Consider the following 18,345-nt stretch of genomic DNA (forward strand, 5'->3'; position numbering starts at 1 on the left):
GAGCTATGCTGAAGAAATCGTACAGCTAAACTTGGTAAACTAACGACTCGATGAGAAGTTTACCATGACCAAGAAAATCAGCACTTATAGTACAGAATTCAAAGCAGAAGCCGTCAAGAAGATAGCAGACAACGATGGGAATATTTCAACGACCATAAAGCAGCTTGGTATCGCCTATGCAGACCTTATCTAATTGGCACAATAAAGCCCATCAAGGCAAACTTGCCGGAACAGCTCAATATGACCCTGAACTCATAGCGGTGATCGAAGAAAACAAGCGTCTTAAACGACAGCTCAAAGTAGTTGAAGAGGAACGAAAGATCCTAAATGAGGAGGGATAAAGCGAAGCACTGCTTCGCCCCGACGCAAGATGAGAGCTGTGCTCGCAGTGAAATCAGGAGTCAAAAGGGTTTAGGCTATCGATCGCCAAGACAGATGTGGTTTGACTTTTATCGTCAAGCTGCGTAACTAAAATCTCCCAATTTTAACTGTACGGATTTGACGGCAGGGGTCACGTTGTCCAATTTTATTATGCCAACACATATGTACTCACAGCCCTTTTTATACTAATACTCATTTCTAACGCTCACCCATGCCTTCTGACAAGGTTTTTGTAATTGGCTTAGTAAGGTAAGATAATACCGTCCGCTCCATTGCTTTGATATCCACAGAAGCTGTCATACCAGGCTTAATCACTATTCTATCTTCTCTACCCTTAAACTCAGCACCGGTTATAATAATTAACACTCGATAATAAGGCTCCTCTCCTTTGGGTGTTTGCTCCATTAAGGTATCTGGGCTGATATAGCTCACTGTTCCATTCATTGCGCCAAAGATTGAATAGTCATAAGCGTCAAGCTTCACAGTGGCTGTCTGACCTTCTTTAACATAAGCAATATCTGCAGGACTGACCTTTGCATCGATAATCAAATCACTACTCGTCGGTAGTATTTGTAATATAACTTCGCCAGGCTTAACGACACCACCGATAGTGGTCACGTTGATGTTTTTAATTTTGCCATCTGTCGGCGACATCAAGCGTTTTTCTTCTAAAACCTGTACGCGATCTCGCAGTTGCTCAAGCTCAGTGTCTAGCTCTTCTTGCGCCTTGGTCATTTCTGCTTGTGCTTCTTCAAAATATTTGTTTCGCTTATTATTGATTTGCGCTTCAATATCAGCCACTTGACGGCGCAATTTAATCACATCTGCTTGACTGACATCGCCATATTCCAATAACGGCTCATTCATTATCAGCTCTTTTTCTGCTAGTACCAGCATCGCTTCAAGAGAAGACACTTCTTCATTGATGGCTTGACGACGACGATTATAAAGTGCAGTTTGGTTTTGGACGTATTCAGGGTAATTTTTTATCTCTTTAGGAAAGACAAGAGACTTCTCAAAAATTTCTGCATTTAGTCGAGCCAATTTAGCTTTTAATGCCGCTGTTTTAGAAGCAGAGTTATCTAAAGCTGCTTTAGCTCGCTCTTCTTCTAAGACCACAAGTAGCTGTCCGGCCTTTACTTCTTGACCTTCAGTCACTGCCAACTCTGTTAGGACACCCCCTTCTGAAGCTTGAATCTCTTGCGTACGAGCGCTAGCAATCACAGTCGCCTTTGCACGAGTCACCTGATCGATTTTGGCAAAGGACGCCCATACGATCAAGACCATGATGCCGATTAATCCGATCCAAATACTTAGCCTTGAGCGACCCACCTTGATAGTGGTGGGCGTATACTTATAGTCTGACATACCTACTTACCTTAAGCGTCTGTGAGCGTTTTAGTGATGATAGGCTTCACTATACTTTTAGAATTTGGTGATTGTGCAGGCGGATTTTTAGCTTGCTCATTTTTCTTCAATTCTTCAAGTACTGCTTGTTTTGGACCATCAATAATGATGCGTTGATTGTCCATAATAATCAGTCTATCAGCCAACTCTAATAATGCCGTTTTATGGGTTGAGACGATAAAAGTTTGACCTTCTGTCAGTTCTTGCTTGAGTACTTGAAGGCAGCGCTGTTCTTGTCTATTATCCATAGAGGCAGTGGGCTCATCGAGTAAAAATACATTGGGCTTAGTCAATAATAAACGCGTAAAAGCAACGAGCTGTTTTTGCCCTCCAGACAGTCCGCGCCCACCTTCGCTAATAGGCAGATCAAGACCACTAGAATGACTAGAGACAAGATTTATCAGTCCAGTCTTGCTCAGCACCTCTTGCATCACATCATCATTAGGCGCCGCCATTCCTATCAATAAGTTCTCTCGTAGCGTTCCTTGGAATAAACGATGATCTTGTTGTAGATAACCCAAACGCTCACTTAAGGTCTCGCGACTGATCTGATGAATATCAAGACCATCTAATAAGACCCGCCCTTTAGTAGGCGCATATAATCCAGCAAGTATCTTAAGCAATGTAGACTTACCTGAGCCGATAGGCCCTAAAATGGCTATACGCTCCCCTGGACGAATCGTTAATTTTTTAATATCTACAGCCGCTCTATCATTACCTTGATAATTAAATCCTAAGTTTTCACATTGATAAAAACCATTAATACGACTGGGTGACAATGGGTAAGCAACGCCGTGGTTGTCCTGCTCTAATGAAAACAAGGTTTCAATATTAAGCTTAGCGGCCTTGGCATGTGAGTATTGCACCAGCAAATTCGGTAGCATCATGACAGGTGCTAATACCCTACCACCCAATATCGAGCAAGCAATCAATCCACCCATGGTCATATCGCCGCTGATCACCACGAATGATCCGACAATCACAATCCCAACATAACTGATCTGCTGTAGCATCTGGGTAAAATAGGTCAGATTATCATTGGTGTGCTTCATGTCTAAATCGTTTTTGATAGTGACCTTCATCACATCAAGCCAACGTGATAAGAATTTCCAACTTCCAGCCCCCGCTTTGATGGTTTCAACGCCTTCAACCGCTTCAACCAACAGACCTGTCTTATAGTAAGAGGCAGTAGCACCTTCAGCAGCAATGGTGTTAATACGCTTACGAGCGAACAGTCCCATCGTGACAGCAATCACGGCGGCAATAACAGGAACGACTGCCACCAGTGGTGACCCAATGAAAGCAACTAAAGAGATGAAAATAATGGTCATAGGTAAATCGACCAAGCCAAATAACGTACTGGCCGTAAAAAAGCTGCGCACCTGCTCATAACCACGCAATTGCGCCGCCATCGAACCTACTGAGCCTGGCATCTGGTCTATACGAACTTTTAGCAGACGTTGAAACACCTCACGAGACAAGTACTGATCCAAACCCACAACGACTTTATCCATAATTCTCGACCGTGAGAACTTCATAAAAGCTTCAAAAAGGATCACGAGAAAGACACCACTGGCTAAAATAATGAGCGTATATTCACTGCGAGTGGGTATAACTCGATCATAAACCTGCATAGAGAATAACGACACGGCCAATGCCAACATATTAATCAAAAAGGTAGCCAAAACAGCTTCAAAAAGAACGCCTTTATAGTTGCCTAAATCGGATTTTAATAAGTCTGTAAAAGAGGATTTACGCTTTTGGATATGCTCATCACTAAGACGAATCCTTAGTACGAATGTCAGCTCATCAGCACGCGTATGGATATGATTATTTTCTTGTCTAAAATTCCAACTTTTTTGCGGTGTTTGACCGTCAATAACGCCCCAGCCTAAATCCGAACGATAAGCCAATAAGGGTAAAAAAGCCGCGTCTGGCTGCTCTAATATTTCTGGCGTCTTATCTATTCCAACGTCTTTTAATACTGCAACCACGCTACCAAGCTCATTAATGACTTGACCGTCATCATTGGTTGACCTGCCATTATAACGGGCGACCATTTCCTGTAAGCGCACATTGTCTATCGGATAACCTTGCTGGCTCAATAAATGCCTAATAGCATCAGCCAAAGTCTGTATCAAATCAGATGACATCAACATTTGATCTGCCATATTGCTCATCTGGTTACTCTCTAAATCTGCGGTTGTCAGCTTAAATTCTTCACTCATATCAGTCATTTCTTCAGCTCTATCATAGTATTCTGATCAACGATGGGTGTGACACTATAGTCTTCGTTTAGCATAATAAAATTACCATTGTTAAGACTGTCTTCTACATTGTCAGGCAACCTAATTTCTATATAATCCTCTTCTACTGTCGATACATAACCCATGCTCTTGGCGGACTTTTTTACTTCTTGATTGTTAATCCACTCTTTTACTGGATCCAATGGCTTAAATAATGTCACTGGCTCACGATTGTGTCCATACTGTTGCCAAGGCATGCTGCCGAAATCTACTTGAAGACGATAAAATGCGCCTAGCATGTCTGCTCTTGTCTGTACCAGCTGCACTTGATACTCATTGTGCTCACGAACGGCATTTAGCACCTCTAACCACGATTTACGTCCGGCAATAAACTGACGACGATAAGAGCTAACGACAATCTGCGCTCCCGCTACCGCTGCTACTAATGAGGTCTCGCGATCTCTAGCACTCACAAACTGCTGATATTGTACTTGAACGTTTTCTATAACGCGCCGACGTGCCGCTTCTTGGGTTTGTACCAGGCTGCTCACCTGCGCCTGCGAGGCACGTGCCAGCGCTAGGTTAGAAAACCCTGCGCCAGGTGCGTAATTTAACCCTAATGAGAATTTGCCTTTATTTTCATTGTCTTCGTGATAGTAAGCGTGCTCATATTGAGCATAAACCGTCGGATATTTAGAGGCTTGTTGGGCTTCGACACCTTGTTTTGCCGACTCAATTTGAAAGTGCTCTTTTACCACGGTGGGATTATAAAAACCGGCTTGCTCAAACGCCATGCGCTCAAAATTGGTGGATTGTTGTTTGGCTTGATTTACGAGTGCTTTGATATTGGGTAAACTCATCACACTACTCTGCGACAAAGGCTCCCCGACAATTTGCTCAAGGCGCGCAGCCGCAATGCGTTGCTGCTCTACTGCCGCTTGATAGGCATTTTGCTCCTGCAATATACGGTTAGTCACTAGATCAAGCTCAATACGCGCAGAGACACCCTGATTAACACGGCGCTGCATCATGGCTTCAAATTCATTCAACTCTTTTAAACCATCAATATGAACGCTTTGTTTAGCAATGGCCTGTATATAAGCCTGCCAAGCATCAATCGTGGTTTTTGCTACAAGATTTTGCTGCTCATAGATATACTCAACTGCAGCCTTGTCATCAAATATGGCTTGATTGACCTCAGCGGTGAGCTTACCGCCTGTCCACAATGGCTGGCGAATGGTAACTTGTGAGACAAAATCATTATCTCTATCATAGCCAGAGCTGACGCTTGGGGTTGGTAATAGATTCAATTTTGCCGCATTGATACCTTCCGTGGTTGCCTGTTGATTGGCGCGAGCTGATCCAACCAAAGGGTGAGTCTGAACTGCATGTGTAATCAAAGTATTGATTTGCATATCTTTTACTGCAGCTTGCGTATTCATAGCAAAACACATGGTTGCAGCTAATATTGTTCTTTGGCTGCATGGTATTAAGCTATGAGACAGAGTTTTTTGGTATGACAGATTTTTCATATTAGGTTTCGATAGTTAGCTCTGTAAATATATTTTGGTATGAGTAATTGGGCATGAAGGTCCAAATATTACCTTTTAAAACCACTCAGCAATAAGTGTAAAAAAGCTTCCAACTAGGGAAGCGTTTTTTAGATCGCAATATCATTAGATAATATTGGCAATCTCAGTATCAATATAAACCTGAGAAGAGAAACTATTATCTATCTGCCAGACATCATAGGTCTGTCCTGCATTGTCGTTAACATTTTGTCCAGTATTACTCCAATCATTCCCTTGAAGATGTACTGTGTCATCACCATCGCCTCTAATATAAATCGGATTCGACATTTCAGAACCAGTAATATCTTCCTCTCCAATATTTAAGGTATTTGCACCCGTACCGCTAATATCAATCACTTCAGTCTCGAAGAAATCTGACAAACTAATGGTCTGACCCGAGCCAGTCACATTGAAAACATCAGAACCTTCATCAAAGTTACGGAAGGATGAACCATAGATATCATCCAGATAAACAGTATCTTCACCAATAGCTCCAATGCTATAGCTTGCTATACTAGCACCTGCCACTTGCCACTTTATGCTGCCTAACAACTCAGTAAGATCAGTAGCTGTGACTTGTAATAGTGCTTCATATTCAGCATTGCCATTGCGATCTATCATGAGAACGCCATTCTCATATTTCAGGTAGTTATCGATATTTTCAGTCGTTTGATTGCCATCGAGCAAGCCTGTCACATCAATCTTATCGCCTTGGGCCGCACTAAAGTCACTCCAAACATCCAGACCATTATTACCATTGCCGCCGTTTGCTGTACCTAGATTATCGAAGACTAAAGTATCAGCACCCACACCCATTATGAAGCTATCGTTAGCAGCAGAGCTAATAGCAACATCATTATGAATAGAGGCGGTAACTGTTTTACCAACGTTAATCTCTAAATTAGCGGTTTCTTTGACGCCAGTCACAGATATAGTTTGGTAGGTAAAGTTTTCAATCCCAAAGCTTTCGCCATTTGGTAGATAGCTATAGCTACCATCTTTATTGACCGTCAAGGTTCCGTACAAACCTTCGATATCAATCGATTTAGCACCTTGGTTTGGGTCACTGATAAAGACGGACTTACTGCCAACTTTTAGTTCAGAGATATTGTCTGTACCTGTGTCATTATCAAGTAACAAACCCGTTATCGGATCAAGAGAAGATGCTGTGTAATCTTCTGAATGTATTACCGACGACTTAAAGTTGATGCTTTGCAAGTTGCCTTTATTAGTAGTAATCGTGAGCTCATAATTGCCTGCTGGCAAATCAGGTAATGAAGCGTTAAATGATGCACTAGCCTTTGTACCTTCTACTAATCCAGTAAAGCTATCGCCAGTTGTGGTATTTAACAATGTATAGGTAATGGTGACATTAGCACCAAAAGCTATATTGCTTGAACTAGCTGTTGCTTCTATAACAACTGGAGCAGCGGCATCATGATCAGCAACGTCAAACTCCGTTGAATAAGATTTCCCATAGTTTTGACCAAATTTATCTGGCATATCGATATCGTTTACTGTCACTGTATTTTGCGTTTGAACTGTCACTTTATTGAAGTCATCAACCGCAGTATGAGTGCCAATCTTAATATTCAAGGTTTCAACAGCAGCTTTACCATTTGCGTCTTTAGTCACCAATCTAAATGAGTCTACCTCACCATATGGCGGCTGCCAATTAGGATCACTAGCGTTATTGTTTACGCTATAGGTGTAATCGCCATTTGCATCTATTGTGAGCTGCCCATACTTACCTTGGTAAGTCACTGGTGTATCTGATGTGACAGATTCTTCGCCAACCTTAAGTATGACTGTGCCCGCATCAGGGGTGGCGTCTCCTGTTATCTCACCCATAAACTTGGAAGGTTGGTCATAATCATAGATGATATCGCGATCCACATATAAGCCATTACCACTAAGCACTCCAACACCGCCTGCGGTTAATAAAACAGCTTTATAGTCGCCTTCACCAAAACTTAGCGTCAAAGGATCTGACTTGCCACCGAGGAATGGAACATTGAACCAATTTTTTTCAAAGTGCACTTGTACATATTGTCCCGTATTTTCATCTAGCTTGTAGACGGCCATACTATAAGTTTTTGCAATATCTACCCCGCCCCCACTACCATGTAAGGTAAGCTCGCGCACTTGATTGTCACCAACCGTAAACTCAAGTGGCGGCTTGCCGCCTAATAGTTCAAGATCAAGCACGGATGATGAGCCAAAGCTTAAATCAAGAACCCCAAAGCCAACAGCATCTTTAATCTCAGAATCGGTTGTATCTAAGATTATCGTTGGTTCAACATCAACAATTAGGCTCTGATCTATCTTGATTTGCTTGTCAACGGGAAGAATATTTAATTGAATATTAAGCTCGGCAGAAGCAGTATTGCCATCAGGTGAGGTAATAGTATAGGTAAAGCTCTCTTCACTGCCATAAGGTCCACGGAAGTCTTCATTAACCCTATATTCATAACTACCGTCAGGTGATATGGTCAATGTGCCATATTGTCCTTGAATCGTTGTCTCGCCCGATTCAAGAGTTTGTGGTGGGCCATTAAATGAAGTGATGGATGTCACCGTGGTACCAACTGGTAGCTCATCATAACTAGAGCTTGCATCATCATCTGCTAAAATATTTCCTGCCACTGAACCACTCACCGCTGTTGCTTGGGAGTAATCTAAGACGGTATCTTCTAGGAATTTTAAGGTATAACCTGTCAGCGCTGAGATACCTTCATTACCAGACATAACAAAGAGCCACTGACCTTCATCCAAGCTAAAGTTGGTCTCTTTAGACACGCCCCCTAGTAAATAAGACACTACCCAATTTTCTTTGACGGCCTGCAGCTCCCATTCGTTGGTAGATTCATTTAATTTGTATAAGTTCAGATTCATGGTGCCTGCGACTTGTACGCCGCCTGCATTACCTTGAACGGTGACTTCACGGACTTGATCCTCACCTACATTAAGCACCACTGAATTTTTAACGACATCAGCGACAACGCCTGCACTTAATACAGGACCTAAACCTGCACCGACAACGGTAAAACCTGTCTTATTCAAATCTGATGGCGTATCATTTTTTATCTCTAATGGCGTAGCCGTTATCTGAAAATCAACAAAGTTATCAGCAGCAGCGATGATTTCATCTGTATTGACGGTATATTCTTTAGTTGTATTTACTGTGCCCGTGTTTCCAGCGACATCAGTTGCTGTAACACTGACTTCAATAGTCTTATCAGCATCAGCGACTAATTCAATACCTGGAACCTCAATACTAAATTTACCAGCAAGATCCACAACACCTGTATAGTCAACACTATTAACCGTTATCGTAACCACATCTCCTTCACTGTAATCACCAGAGACTGTCCCTGTAACAGCGATAGTCCCCTCAGCTTCTATCGCATTGATAGTGTCATCGGCAGTGACATCATCAATGATAATCTTAGTAGTATTGGCATCAGGGGCAATGGTATCAATGTTAATCGTCGCGCTAGTCACATCAGTGCTGCGTGTAGATTTTGCAGTCAGAGTCTCTAATCCTTCTCCCATGGCAGCAATATTCTGAGAAGTGACTGGGATACTCCATTTATTATTCTCATCCACAATTGCAGTACCGATGATATCGCCTGCTTGGTTGGTTAGGGTAATGAGATCACCTACCACGCCAGTACCTGTTACGTTAAAGCCCGTATTTGCTTCTTGAGCATTGACGATATCGTCACCTGCAATTGGCGAGGTAATGGTTAATTGATCTGCAGGAACAATAGTAATACCAGCGGTTTCAGAACTAACGTTGCCCGCTGGGTCTTTGGCGGTGATCGTCAAAGTTTCTAACCCTTGATTCATATTGGCAACGTCTATTTGCGTGACAGCAATTGACCATTTGCCATTAGCTCCTACGATAGCAGTACCAATTTCACCATTTTTTCCATAAGTTAAAGTAATGGTATCGCCTGCCGTACCTGTACCTGTTACATTAAAACCTTGAACTGCCTCGTCAGCATTGACAATATTATCGCCTGCAATCGGCTTATTGACGGTCAATGAAGCGATGGTATCTACCGTTACTGTCACTACAGGCGCACTCTCACTCACGTTACCAGCAGCATCTTTCAGATTGTAACTTAAGTCATGCTTACCTTCTGCAAGCGCTACTTGCGGTGTTAACGTCACGATGCCATTATCTAGGTTGGTGACGGCTATCGATGGCACCACTTTCCCATCAACTATCAACTGCGGCGTACCTTTAGCCGCTTGCGCCGCAGGAATGGTAATACTTGGCGTATTATCGTTGGTGACATCACCAGCTTGGATTATTTCTGGTGGATTTAATACGTCTCCACTACCATCATTGGCAACGTTGTCTGTGACGATGGGCGCTGTGGTCGGCGCAGCTGGGGCGGTGGTATCTACAGTCACATCTACTGGGGTACTTGGCGCACTGCTGTTACCCGCCTTATCTGTGACAGTAGCTACGATACTATAGTCACCGTCAGCGGTGATGCCATTTAGGTCATTGGGTATTGTAACTTCTGAGAGGCCAGCTGTGGCTTCAGTACCAGTGACAGTATGGGTAATCTGTATGGGCGCTCCACCACCCGCTGGGGTCACGGTTAGGGTGATACTGTCCCCTTCTAAAGTGCCTGTCGGCAATGTGACTTGGGTTTGAATGCCATCAGCAAATTCTGTTGCATTCACGCCATTTTCAGCTTCTGGAATGGCAATGATGGGAGCAACTTGAGTGGCGCCTTCTTGGCCACCAGGCGCTGTGGTATCAACCGTAATATTCACTACCGTACTTGGTGCACTACTATTGCCTGCTTTGTCTGTTACGGTGGCCACAATACTGTAATCACCATCTGCAGTAATGCCGTTGGTTGCATTAGGTATGGTGACCGCTGAGACGCCAGCTTCGATCTCAGAGTCAGTAATGGTATGAGTGATTTTTATTGGAGCGCCGCCGCCCGTTGGGGTTACCGTGATAGTGATGGTGTCACCCATTAAGGTGCCTGTCGGTAGGGTCACTTGGGTTTGAATGCCATCAGCAAATTCTGTTGCATTCACGCCATTTTCAGCTTCTGGAATGGCAATGATGGGGGCAACTTGAGTGGCGCCTTCTTGGCCACCAGGCGCTGTGCTGTCTTCTGCTACAATGTCAGCAGGGTTAGACTTGTTACCTGCAGCATCAGTTGCCGTTACAGTGATGGTCTCACCATCAACCAATGGCGTGCCACTGGTATCAACCGTATAGTTACCATCATTATCAGCGGTAACAGTGTACTCGGGGACGCCATCACCATCAGTATCTACCTTAACGATAGCACCAGGCTCAGTAGTACCTGTGATTAGTGTGCCTTCAGGGTTTATCTCAGCGGTCGGAGCGTCAGGTACTACAGTATCAATATTAATAGTTGTGCTGGTAGATGCTGTGTTACCTGCAGGATCAGATGCGGTTGCCGTTAATATTTCTGAACCCTGATCCATTGCAGCAACATTATCTGTATTAACAGGAATTATCCAACTGCCATTCGCATTCACCTGAGTGACGCCTATCACAGCGCCCGCTTCGTTGGTTAAAGTAATGGTGTCACCAGCAGTGCCAGTACCCGTTACATTAAATCCTTCTATAGCTTCTTCACTATTAACCACATCATCACTGGCAATAGGTGTATTAATCTCTGGGGCTGTCGGGTCTGTGCTGTCTGCAGCTAAAATCTTAGTAGGATCAGATTTATTCCCCGCTTTATCGGTTGCCGTTACGGTAATGGTCTCACCATTAACCAATGGCGTGCCACTGGTATCAACCTTATAGTTACCATCATTATCAGCGGTAACAGTGTACTCGGGGACGCCATCACCATCAGTATCTACCTTAACGATAGCACCAGGCTCAGTAGTACCTGTGATTAGTGTGCCTTCAGGGTTTATCTCAGCGGTCGGAGCGTCAGGTGCAGTTAAGTCAGGCGCTGTCGCACTTTCAGAATCAGAGGTATTACCCGCTTTATCCGTTAAAGTAGCTTCTATCTTTTCACCGTCAACTTGTGGCGGAACCAAGTCGACTTCAAACTCACCGTCTGCATCAACCACACCTTCACCAATCACATCACCATTTGGATTTGTGATTTCAACTTTAGTATCAGGTTCACCTTTACCAGTTACCTTGGTACCGTCTTCACTGACCACCAAGTCAGTCGGTGCATCCGGAGCCGTGGTATCAACTGGTGGTTTATTGGTATTGTTACTATCATTGTTGCTACCACCTAGAGCAGCGCCTAATAGCCCTACACCTGCAAGACCCACCAACCATGGTAACGCATTAAAACCTTCAGTTTCTGTAGCACCTACCCACCAAGGCGCGACCTGTGGATTGCCGCCTAGCGCTTGACCCTGCATTTCACCTGCTTGTAGCTCAGTGACGTAGTCGCCAACTTCACCGGAATCAGGAATGTAATAATAATAACTGCCATCTTCAGCAACACCGATAAGAGCACTATCGATATCATCATAGAACCCTTCAATAATAAGATCAGGATTTTCATTATTGTCTTCAAAAGAGATATGCAGTGCTTTATCTATACGTTTGGTAACAATATGGTTCGGAGCGCGGCCCGTAGACTCATCAAGTAGCTCGTAGTTCACTTTATCAACGGCTTTTATTATTGTAGGTTTACCATTTTGTGTCACAACCTTATGTTCAGTAATAGTTTCAGTTTGGGCGTTGACTTTGACAGTTATAGTGCTCATAAAATCATCCTTAATTAACTGGTTCTAAATGAGAGACTTATCCATATAGAAGTATGAGTTCGTTTAGTTATTTCATTGACTAACGATAGCAACAACTCGGCGGTTGTTTTGACGACCCTTTTCAGTATCATTGGTATCCACTGGCATAGTTTCCCCATACCCTACTGTGCTTAAACGCATAGCTTCAACATCGTACTGGTCTACTAAAATATCTTTAACCATATTTGCACGGGACTCCGAAAGCTTTAAGTTATAGCTTTCAGAACCTTTATTGTCCGTATGACCTTCTAACGTAACTGACATCTTTGGATAAGCTTGAATAAAATTAGCCATGCTCCTTAACACTGCAGAGTGATTGCTTTTAACACCTGTACTATTGAAGTCAAACAGCACATTAAACTGCGCGGGGTTTTTAATTTCCGTTTTATCTACCGCAGGGATCACTATTGGGTTTTGGGGTGAAGCTAAAATTGGAAAGGATGTTGAAACATTGCAGCCCGCTAAAACCCGACTGATCTGATGAGTTTGACGCGTCGTTTGATTTAATAACACCAATGCTTCATCAGCTGGTATTTGCTGAATAACAGGACTACCTGCTGCTGACAAGAAAACTTGCAAATAAGTTGTTGTTTGAGGAATAAATTGATAATTTCTAGAATGAGAAATAACTTGACCACTTTCCTGATTTAGTTTTCCTATAGTAATGATTTGATCGCCGCTACAGATAACGGCATCTGAATAATATCCGTTTTGAAGACTCACATGGAAGGTGTTATCAGATCCCATTCCTATTTTGACATTATGTAACTGCTCGTTATCATTCGAGTCGCGGAAAAAGACAACTCTGCTTTCATTAGCTGCTAAATTATTATCAGTAGGCACATGAAATAGCTCGCCAGTTTTTCCCCAAGTAACGTCTTTAACTTCATAGCTATTATTAGAGGTAGATAACATGGAATCGGTTTTTATAGTCTGGCAACCTACTAAACCAATTGCTGAAAAAATCGCGGTTGATAACAATACAGTTCTGCTGTCCATAGCATCTTATTCCTGTCAATGGAAAATCCAGTATATAAATATCAATATTATTATAGATATTTGATATTTCATTAAAATTGAGCTGGGTTTTCCTAAAAAATTATGCCTCTTAAAAAAAGCAATAGCTAATTTTTACTGTGGTGTTCACTTTATTATATCTACCCATATTTATAATGCAATCGAGTGATTTTACTAAAATATACACTCTCACCCTGAATATATAATAAAACCTGTCTTCATATCACGAAGATTAAACCGAGTAATATTTTTCTAAAAAACATAAAAACAATCGTACAATATGGAGTCATTACTAACTGAGAATTTCATATTTTATTTTGTATATTTGATTAATAAAACTTTCAATAGAAAGTTTTATTTTTAGAAAATCTTATCAATATTTTGATAAACATATACATGGCTGCCACATTCTAAGATTAGAAAAAAAGGATTTTTCATGATGTCTCAATTCTTTAAAAAATGGTCAGCAGCGTTAGTATTTGCAATACTTCTGCACCTAGGTGTCTTCTTTCTTTTCTATATAAATTCGTATGAAAATCGTACAGACAATATAGCTAACAGTCAGGAATTTATTGAAGATACTACTATGCGTACTAACATAGAAAAGGATTATCTATCGACTATGACTCAAGCTCAGGTAGCAACGCTTAATACTGCAGAAAAAGACTATGAAATTGACAACGTTCGAGAGAAGAATTTAGATATGAGCCAAGAATCAATTAGTAAAACTAAGGAGAAAATGCCTAGTAAATCTTTAAAGGTCGTTAATATTACCCCTATTTATCCCTTGAAAATGGAAACAATAAGTAATAAAAACTTACAAGAGAATAACAAGATACTAGAAAATGTAAGAAATATTGATGTAGAACCTAGCAGTTTTTCTAATGAAGATTTAGCTGATATTAAAGATGATTTAGGTTTGCTTAATATAGATACACCTATACAAAGTTCAAAACCTAAAATAGATAGCAAGTATGATCTCATAAAATCTGAAATAGAAGAAACTAACGATCAAATTAGCGATGCTATTAATGAAGTAAAAAAACGCAATCAACAAAAAATAGATAAAATACAACAACAGAATAAATATATTCATAATAGTGAAAGTAATGATTTAGCTATTGGTAATGCTGAATAAAAATTCATATTTTTATAAGAATTTTTTCACTAAAAACATGTCGAAATTAATAATTTAAAATGTAGAAATTGAGCTATGCTCAGAAAAATGTAAAACCAAACTTGGTAAAATAAGCGTATCAACAGAAGCTTATCGTGACTAAGAAAGCTAGAAATTTATGACTGATTCAAGCTGCTAATCTTATAGGAACTAGGGTATGTCATCAATTAGCTCAGTTTGCTATATAGTCTAATTCACATAAAACCAATACAGCACTTATAATCAACTTATTTAATGAAATAAACGATGACCTATTCAATAGACTTTCGCAAACAGGTAATTTCTAGCATTGATAACAGTATGACCGTGAGAGAAGCTGCTACTTTTTACGAGCTTAGTACGAGTACCATTCACAGCTGGAAAAAAACTTTAGAGCCTAAGACGAGCAGAAATAAAGCCCTTGTCAAAATACCTGATGACGTTTTATTAAATGATGTTAAAAAGTATCCTGATGCTTATCATTATGAGCGAGCTCGTAGACTAAATTGTAGCAAAACAGGCATTCATCATGCCTTGAAGCGCCTTGGTATTAGTCAAAAAAGATCTTAGAACATCCAAAAGCCTGTCCGATGAAGAAAGCGGTATATCAGAATAAACTTGATGCTTTTAAGCAGCAAGGCTATCCCATTGTTTATATGGATGAAAGCGGCTTTGAAGCCTATAGCCCTGACTTAAACCCCATCGAGAAGAAGTGGGCACAAGCTAAATTTCTACGCCAAGGCGGGATGGAGAATAATCTGTCTAAATTGTTTTATGATATGGGATGTTCCAGTTTTATTGTGGATTGACTATATACAGCGGATACAATCACAAAATAAGGCTCTGCTACAGAGTAAATGTGATGTTACGCAAATTAGGAACGATATGTTTGAAAAAGAAGCAGCCTTTCAACAGCAATTAGCAAAAGACATTAAAGAGGCGCAAAAGCGTTCCAACAATATGCAGCGCAATGTACTAAAAGGTCAGATTGGTGAACAGTCCACGCCCTTTATTACTGACTTTCTGTACAACCCTTCGGACTGCCGATTTATGGGTGAACCGATTGACTACGTCATCTTCCAAAACTTGCACGAATGCGCTGATGGCAACGTGCCTATCGAGGACGTGCATCTCATTATTACAGAAGTTAAAACAGGGAATGCTAGGCTTAACCAACGACAGAAAATCATCAAGCAAGCCAAAATAGGTAGGTTAGCTTCAAAGAGCTTAGAATAAAATACTGTGAGGATACGGAAGATATGCGTGTATATGTAAGTGTGTAGATCAGTCTTTCTATTCACTTCAACCTTTAGATATAAAGTCCCTATACTCTTCTTAAAACATGTTTACTGGAACAATGAGGTCCATTCAATAACCTCTAGAGATATACCTAAATTATTGATTTGTATATACAATTAATAAAAACAACTCCATTAATAGTCTTTTTTAATGAAAAGACTATTAATGCAATAGTATTACTCCTCAATAAAATGCGACAAATTTTTAGTCAAAAGACATTATTCATAGAAGTATCTAAGATCGTAATCACTCTCTAATTATGACGGCATTGCATACAGGGATTAGCACTTTATCAACTAATTGATTAGTAACTTGTATCGTTTAATAGTATTTGTAAACTACACAAAATGACTTCTTCAACAGCATCATTTATACTTATCAGAGCTTATTTCATAACTTCAAATAAGATATAGTTTATCCTAGATAAAACCGATACATCATGTTTTGAGGCAGCACTAATATAAATTTTTCTAGCTTACTGTGCCTGCGCAGACAGAGGCTGCAAAAAATTCATTCTAGTCCCGCTGTATCATTTTTATACTGAGCTTACTATATCATTATCGCCTCAACATAAAAAAAACGAAAGAACCAGAGAGGTATCTTTCGTTTAGGACTTGCTTAGCTATACTTAGTGAAACTCATACAGTATAGAAAATATAACACTACAGTGCGGCGTGGTTTAAGTCATATCATAACACCTAGACAAACACGCTCTTCCTTGCTTTATTTTTTATAGTTTATTAACTTGGTTAACATACCACTACATCATCTCCTTATTAATACAATCATCCTTATGCAGTGCGTTGTAGAGCTTCGTCTCTGCAACTTTTATCAATGCCTCACGCTTAGCATAATCGTAACTTTGGGTAGCATTGGCATCAACTAATCGGTCTTGATTGTTCTCTTCTTGCCACCCAATGATACTCTGCAAAAGCTGGGCACAATAAGCTTCATGCGCCTCATCAAACAAGGGCGTATCAGCGGTAGGTGCACTACCAATATCATCTGAGACCGTAGTGATTGCTAACATCATAATGGCGTCAAAACTTTGCTGACTAACTTGTATATCACTTTGCTTTTTTGTGGCGAACATTATCTTTCCCGCTGTCTTGTACTTAAGAATTTATAACTCGCTATACTAGATTTCTGATGTGACAAACTAATGACATCATCACAATTATTGTAATTAATTACAGCTTTCAACTGAACCGTCCCGGTATTGCTGGACACTCAACAGGAACGCGTATAAAGCCCATGAGAACCTATTGAACCGTAATTTTAGCCCAACTACGCTCAACCAAATTTGGACGGGCGACGTGACTTATATTCGTATTAAAAGCGGCTGGTGCTATCTAGCTGTTGTTTTAGATTTATATGCCCGGCGTGTGGTGGGCTTTACTGTATCAGACTCCCCTGACAGACAGTGTGCTGACCGCTAAGGCGCTACAGATGGCATATCACAGCAGTCAGACATTCGCTGAAGCTAGGAGTGCCATTATTGATTATATCTGAGGCTATATTCTATCTAATAATGCGCCAACCTCTGAACTTAGCAAAGAAACCCTTAAGTCTTTCAGAAAAATTCAAAGCCTCCGATTCTGTTACCTCCTCGACATGATGGCGAGCCGCCAGTATCGGCTGTTCTACCAATCTTTCGTGATGATCAAAAGCGCGATCCAGACTGATACTCATGATAGAGAAGTTGGTCGGCCGTGGTAGGCAGCGATATACTTGACCTTTATTAATTAAATCAATGACCATATGGGCATCTTTGAATTCAGTCAACATAAGAACCATCAAATCTGGCTGGATGTTTTTTAAGGCATAAACAATGGGGGTAATATTTTCTTTATTGAGTGTCGAATCCGTAATAGTGACGCCAAAGCGTTTTTTTTGTAATAACTTTGCTGCCTGTTCAAGGTTATTGGCCCAACTCACGGTATAAGCACTCTTAAAGTGACTTTTTATTTGCTGATAGACGCTCTCGTCGTCATCTAATACCAATATATTACGGTTGCTACCAGTGCTGCCACCACTAACTTTTTGAGTATCATTACCTTGCATAGTGTTTTGGGTGATTTCTTGAGTTTGCTGAGCAATTTCTGTGGCTTTATTGACGATTTGCTTAAGCTCATCATTTTGCCATGGCTTTGTGATATAACGATAAATTTCGCCCTCGTTCACAGAGTCAATCACTGCATTCAAATCAGCATAGCCAGTCAGCAAAATACGCAGCGTATTTGGTGAGGCCGCTTTGATATCACGTAACACTTCTGTACCTTGCTTATCTGGCATGCGTTGATCGCTGATGACCACTTGCACATCATGCTCGCTAACATACTTCATCAATTCGCTAGCATCAGTAGTGATAAATACATCATGTGACTGGCGAAAATGCATTTTTAAACTGCGTAAAATGCGTGGCTCATCATCGATAAAAGCGATTTTTGGTTTTTGCATGACGCTCTCTTTAAATAAG

General features: G+C 41.0%; 12 protein-coding genes and 1 pseudogene. 6 read left to right on the plus strand and 7 right to left on the minus strand.

Going from position 1 to position 18,345, the window contains the following annotated elements; all coding sequences use genetic code 11:
- Positions 1-64 precede the first annotated feature (64 nt).
- Positions 65-332 (plus strand): annotated as a pseudogene (locus PSYCG_RS13485) (transposase); the annotation flags it as partial.
- Between the two features lie 247 nt (positions 333-579).
- Here PSYCG_RS13485 and PSYCG_RS08970 read toward each other — a convergent pair.
- From PSYCG_RS08970 to PSYCG_RS08990, 5 genes are all read right to left on the minus strand, one after another.
- A complete protein-coding gene (locus tag PSYCG_RS08970) occupies positions 580-1,749 on the minus strand; it encodes an HlyD family efflux transporter periplasmic adaptor subunit (RefSeq protein ID WP_020443895.1) in 1,170 nt (389 codons plus the stop codon).
- A gap of 11 nt (positions 1,750-1,760) precedes the next feature.
- Entirely contained in the window at positions 1,761-4,016 is a 2,256-nt protein-coding gene (locus PSYCG_RS08975) for a type I secretion system permease/ATPase (protein WP_041772592.1), read from the minus strand.
- A gap of 5 nt (positions 4,017-4,021) precedes the next feature.
- On the minus strand, positions 4,022-5,476 hold the full coding sequence (locus tag PSYCG_RS08980; protein WP_020443897.1) for a TolC family protein: 1,455 nt from the start codon (positions 5,474-5,476) through the stop codon (positions 4,022-4,024).
- A 234-nt stretch (positions 5,477-5,710) separates the two neighbouring features.
- Positions 5,711-12,355 carry a BapA/Bap/LapF family large adhesin gene (locus PSYCG_RS13130; RefSeq protein ID WP_020443898.1) on the minus strand — a complete coding sequence of 2,215 codons (6,645 nt, stop codon included), beginning with the start codon at positions 12,353-12,355 and terminating at the stop codon, positions 5,711-5,713.
- Between the two features lie 72 nt (positions 12,356-12,427).
- A complete protein-coding gene (locus PSYCG_RS08990; protein WP_020443899.1) occupies positions 12,428-13,393 on the minus strand; it encodes an OmpA family protein in 966 nt (321 codons plus the stop codon).
- A gap of 454 nt (positions 13,394-13,847) precedes the next feature.
- Here PSYCG_RS08990 and PSYCG_RS08995 point away from each other — a divergent pair, with 454 nt between their 5' ends.
- The 4 genes from PSYCG_RS08995 to PSYCG_RS09010 all read left to right on the plus strand — a co-directional run bounded on the left by PSYCG_RS08995 (position 13,848) and on the right by PSYCG_RS09010 (position 15,803).
- Positions 13,848-14,549 carry a hypothetical protein gene (locus PSYCG_RS08995; protein ID WP_020443900.1) on the plus strand — a complete coding sequence of 234 codons (702 nt, stop codon included), beginning with the start codon at positions 13,848-13,850 and terminating at the stop codon, positions 14,547-14,549.
- A 285-nt stretch (positions 14,550-14,834) separates the two neighbouring features.
- A complete protein-coding gene (locus tag PSYCG_RS09000; protein ID WP_020443901.1) occupies positions 14,835-15,137 on the plus strand; it encodes an IS630 transposase-related protein in 303 nt (100 codons plus the stop codon).
- Between the two features lie 20 nt (positions 15,138-15,157).
- Positions 15,158-15,376, plus strand: coding sequence for a hypothetical protein (locus PSYCG_RS09005; RefSeq protein WP_020443902.1), 219 nt, complete (start codon positions 15,158-15,160; stop codon positions 15,374-15,376).
- Between the two features lie 76 nt (positions 15,377-15,452).
- Positions 15,453-15,803, plus strand: a complete 351-nt coding sequence (locus tag PSYCG_RS09010) for a Holliday junction resolvase-like protein (protein ID WP_187289112.1) — start codon at positions 15,453-15,455, stop codon at positions 15,801-15,803.
- 823 nt (positions 15,804-16,626) lie between these two features.
- Here PSYCG_RS09010 and PSYCG_RS09015 read toward each other — a convergent pair.
- Complete coding sequence (locus PSYCG_RS09015) at positions 16,627-16,959, minus strand: hypothetical protein (protein ID WP_020443904.1); 333 nt, start codon at positions 16,957-16,959, stop codon at positions 16,627-16,629.
- A 172-nt stretch (positions 16,960-17,131) separates the two neighbouring features.
- Between PSYCG_RS09015 and PSYCG_RS13245 the strand changes: the two genes are divergently transcribed.
- A complete protein-coding gene (locus PSYCG_RS13245; RefSeq protein ID WP_084674197.1) occupies positions 17,132-17,305 on the plus strand; it encodes a DDE-type integrase/transposase/recombinase in 174 nt (57 codons plus the stop codon).
- A gap of 82 nt (positions 17,306-17,387) precedes the next feature.
- Here the strand turns inward: PSYCG_RS13245 and PSYCG_RS09020 are convergent, their stop codons facing one another.
- On the minus strand, positions 17,388-18,326 hold the full coding sequence (locus PSYCG_RS09020) for a response regulator (protein ID WP_020443905.1): 939 nt from the start codon (positions 18,324-18,326) through the stop codon (positions 17,388-17,390).
- Between the last annotated feature and the right edge of the window lie 19 nt (positions 18,327-18,345).

Origin of the sequence: Psychrobacter sp. G, from assembly GCF_000418305.1 — a bacterium.
GTDB classification, from domain to species: Bacteria; Pseudomonadota; Gammaproteobacteria; order Pseudomonadales; family Moraxellaceae; genus Psychrobacter; species Psychrobacter cryohalolentis.

Coding starts and splice junctions, on each gene's coding strand:
- PSYCG_RS08970 (WP_020443895.1), bottom strand. CDS start 1,749: ATGTCAGACTATAAGTATACGCCCACCACTATCAAGGTGGGTCGCTCA.
- PSYCG_RS08975 (WP_041772592.1), bottom strand. CDS start 4,016: ATGAGTGAAGAATTTAAGCTGACAACCGCAGATTTAGAGAGTAACCAG.
- PSYCG_RS08980 (WP_020443897.1), bottom strand. CDS start 5,476: ATGAATACGCAAGCTGCAGTAAAAGATATGCAAATCAATACTTTGATT.
- PSYCG_RS13130 (WP_020443898.1), bottom strand. CDS start 12,355: ATGAGCACTATAACTGTCAAAGTCAACGCCCAAACTGAAACTATTACT.
- PSYCG_RS08990 (WP_020443899.1), bottom strand. CDS start 13,393: ATGGACAGCAGAACTGTATTGTTATCAACCGCGATTTTTTCAGCAATT.
- PSYCG_RS08995 (WP_020443900.1), top strand. CDS start 13,848: ATGATGTCTCAATTCTTTAAAAAATGGTCAGCAGCGTTAGTATTTGCA.
- PSYCG_RS09000 (WP_020443901.1), top strand. CDS start 14,835: ATGACCTATTCAATAGACTTTCGCAAACAGGTAATTTCTAGCATTGAT.
- PSYCG_RS09005 (WP_020443902.1), top strand. CDS start 15,158: ATGAAGAAAGCGGTATATCAGAATAAACTTGATGCTTTTAAGCAGCAA.
- PSYCG_RS09010 (WP_187289112.1), top strand. CDS start 15,453: ATGTTTGAAAAAGAAGCAGCCTTTCAACAGCAATTAGCAAAAGACATT.
- PSYCG_RS09015 (WP_020443904.1), bottom strand. CDS start 16,959: ATGTTCGCCACAAAAAAGCAAAGTGATATACAAGTTAGTCAGCAAAGT.
- PSYCG_RS09020 (WP_020443905.1), bottom strand. CDS start 18,326: ATGCAAAAACCAAAAATCGCTTTTATCGATGATGAGCCACGCATTTTA.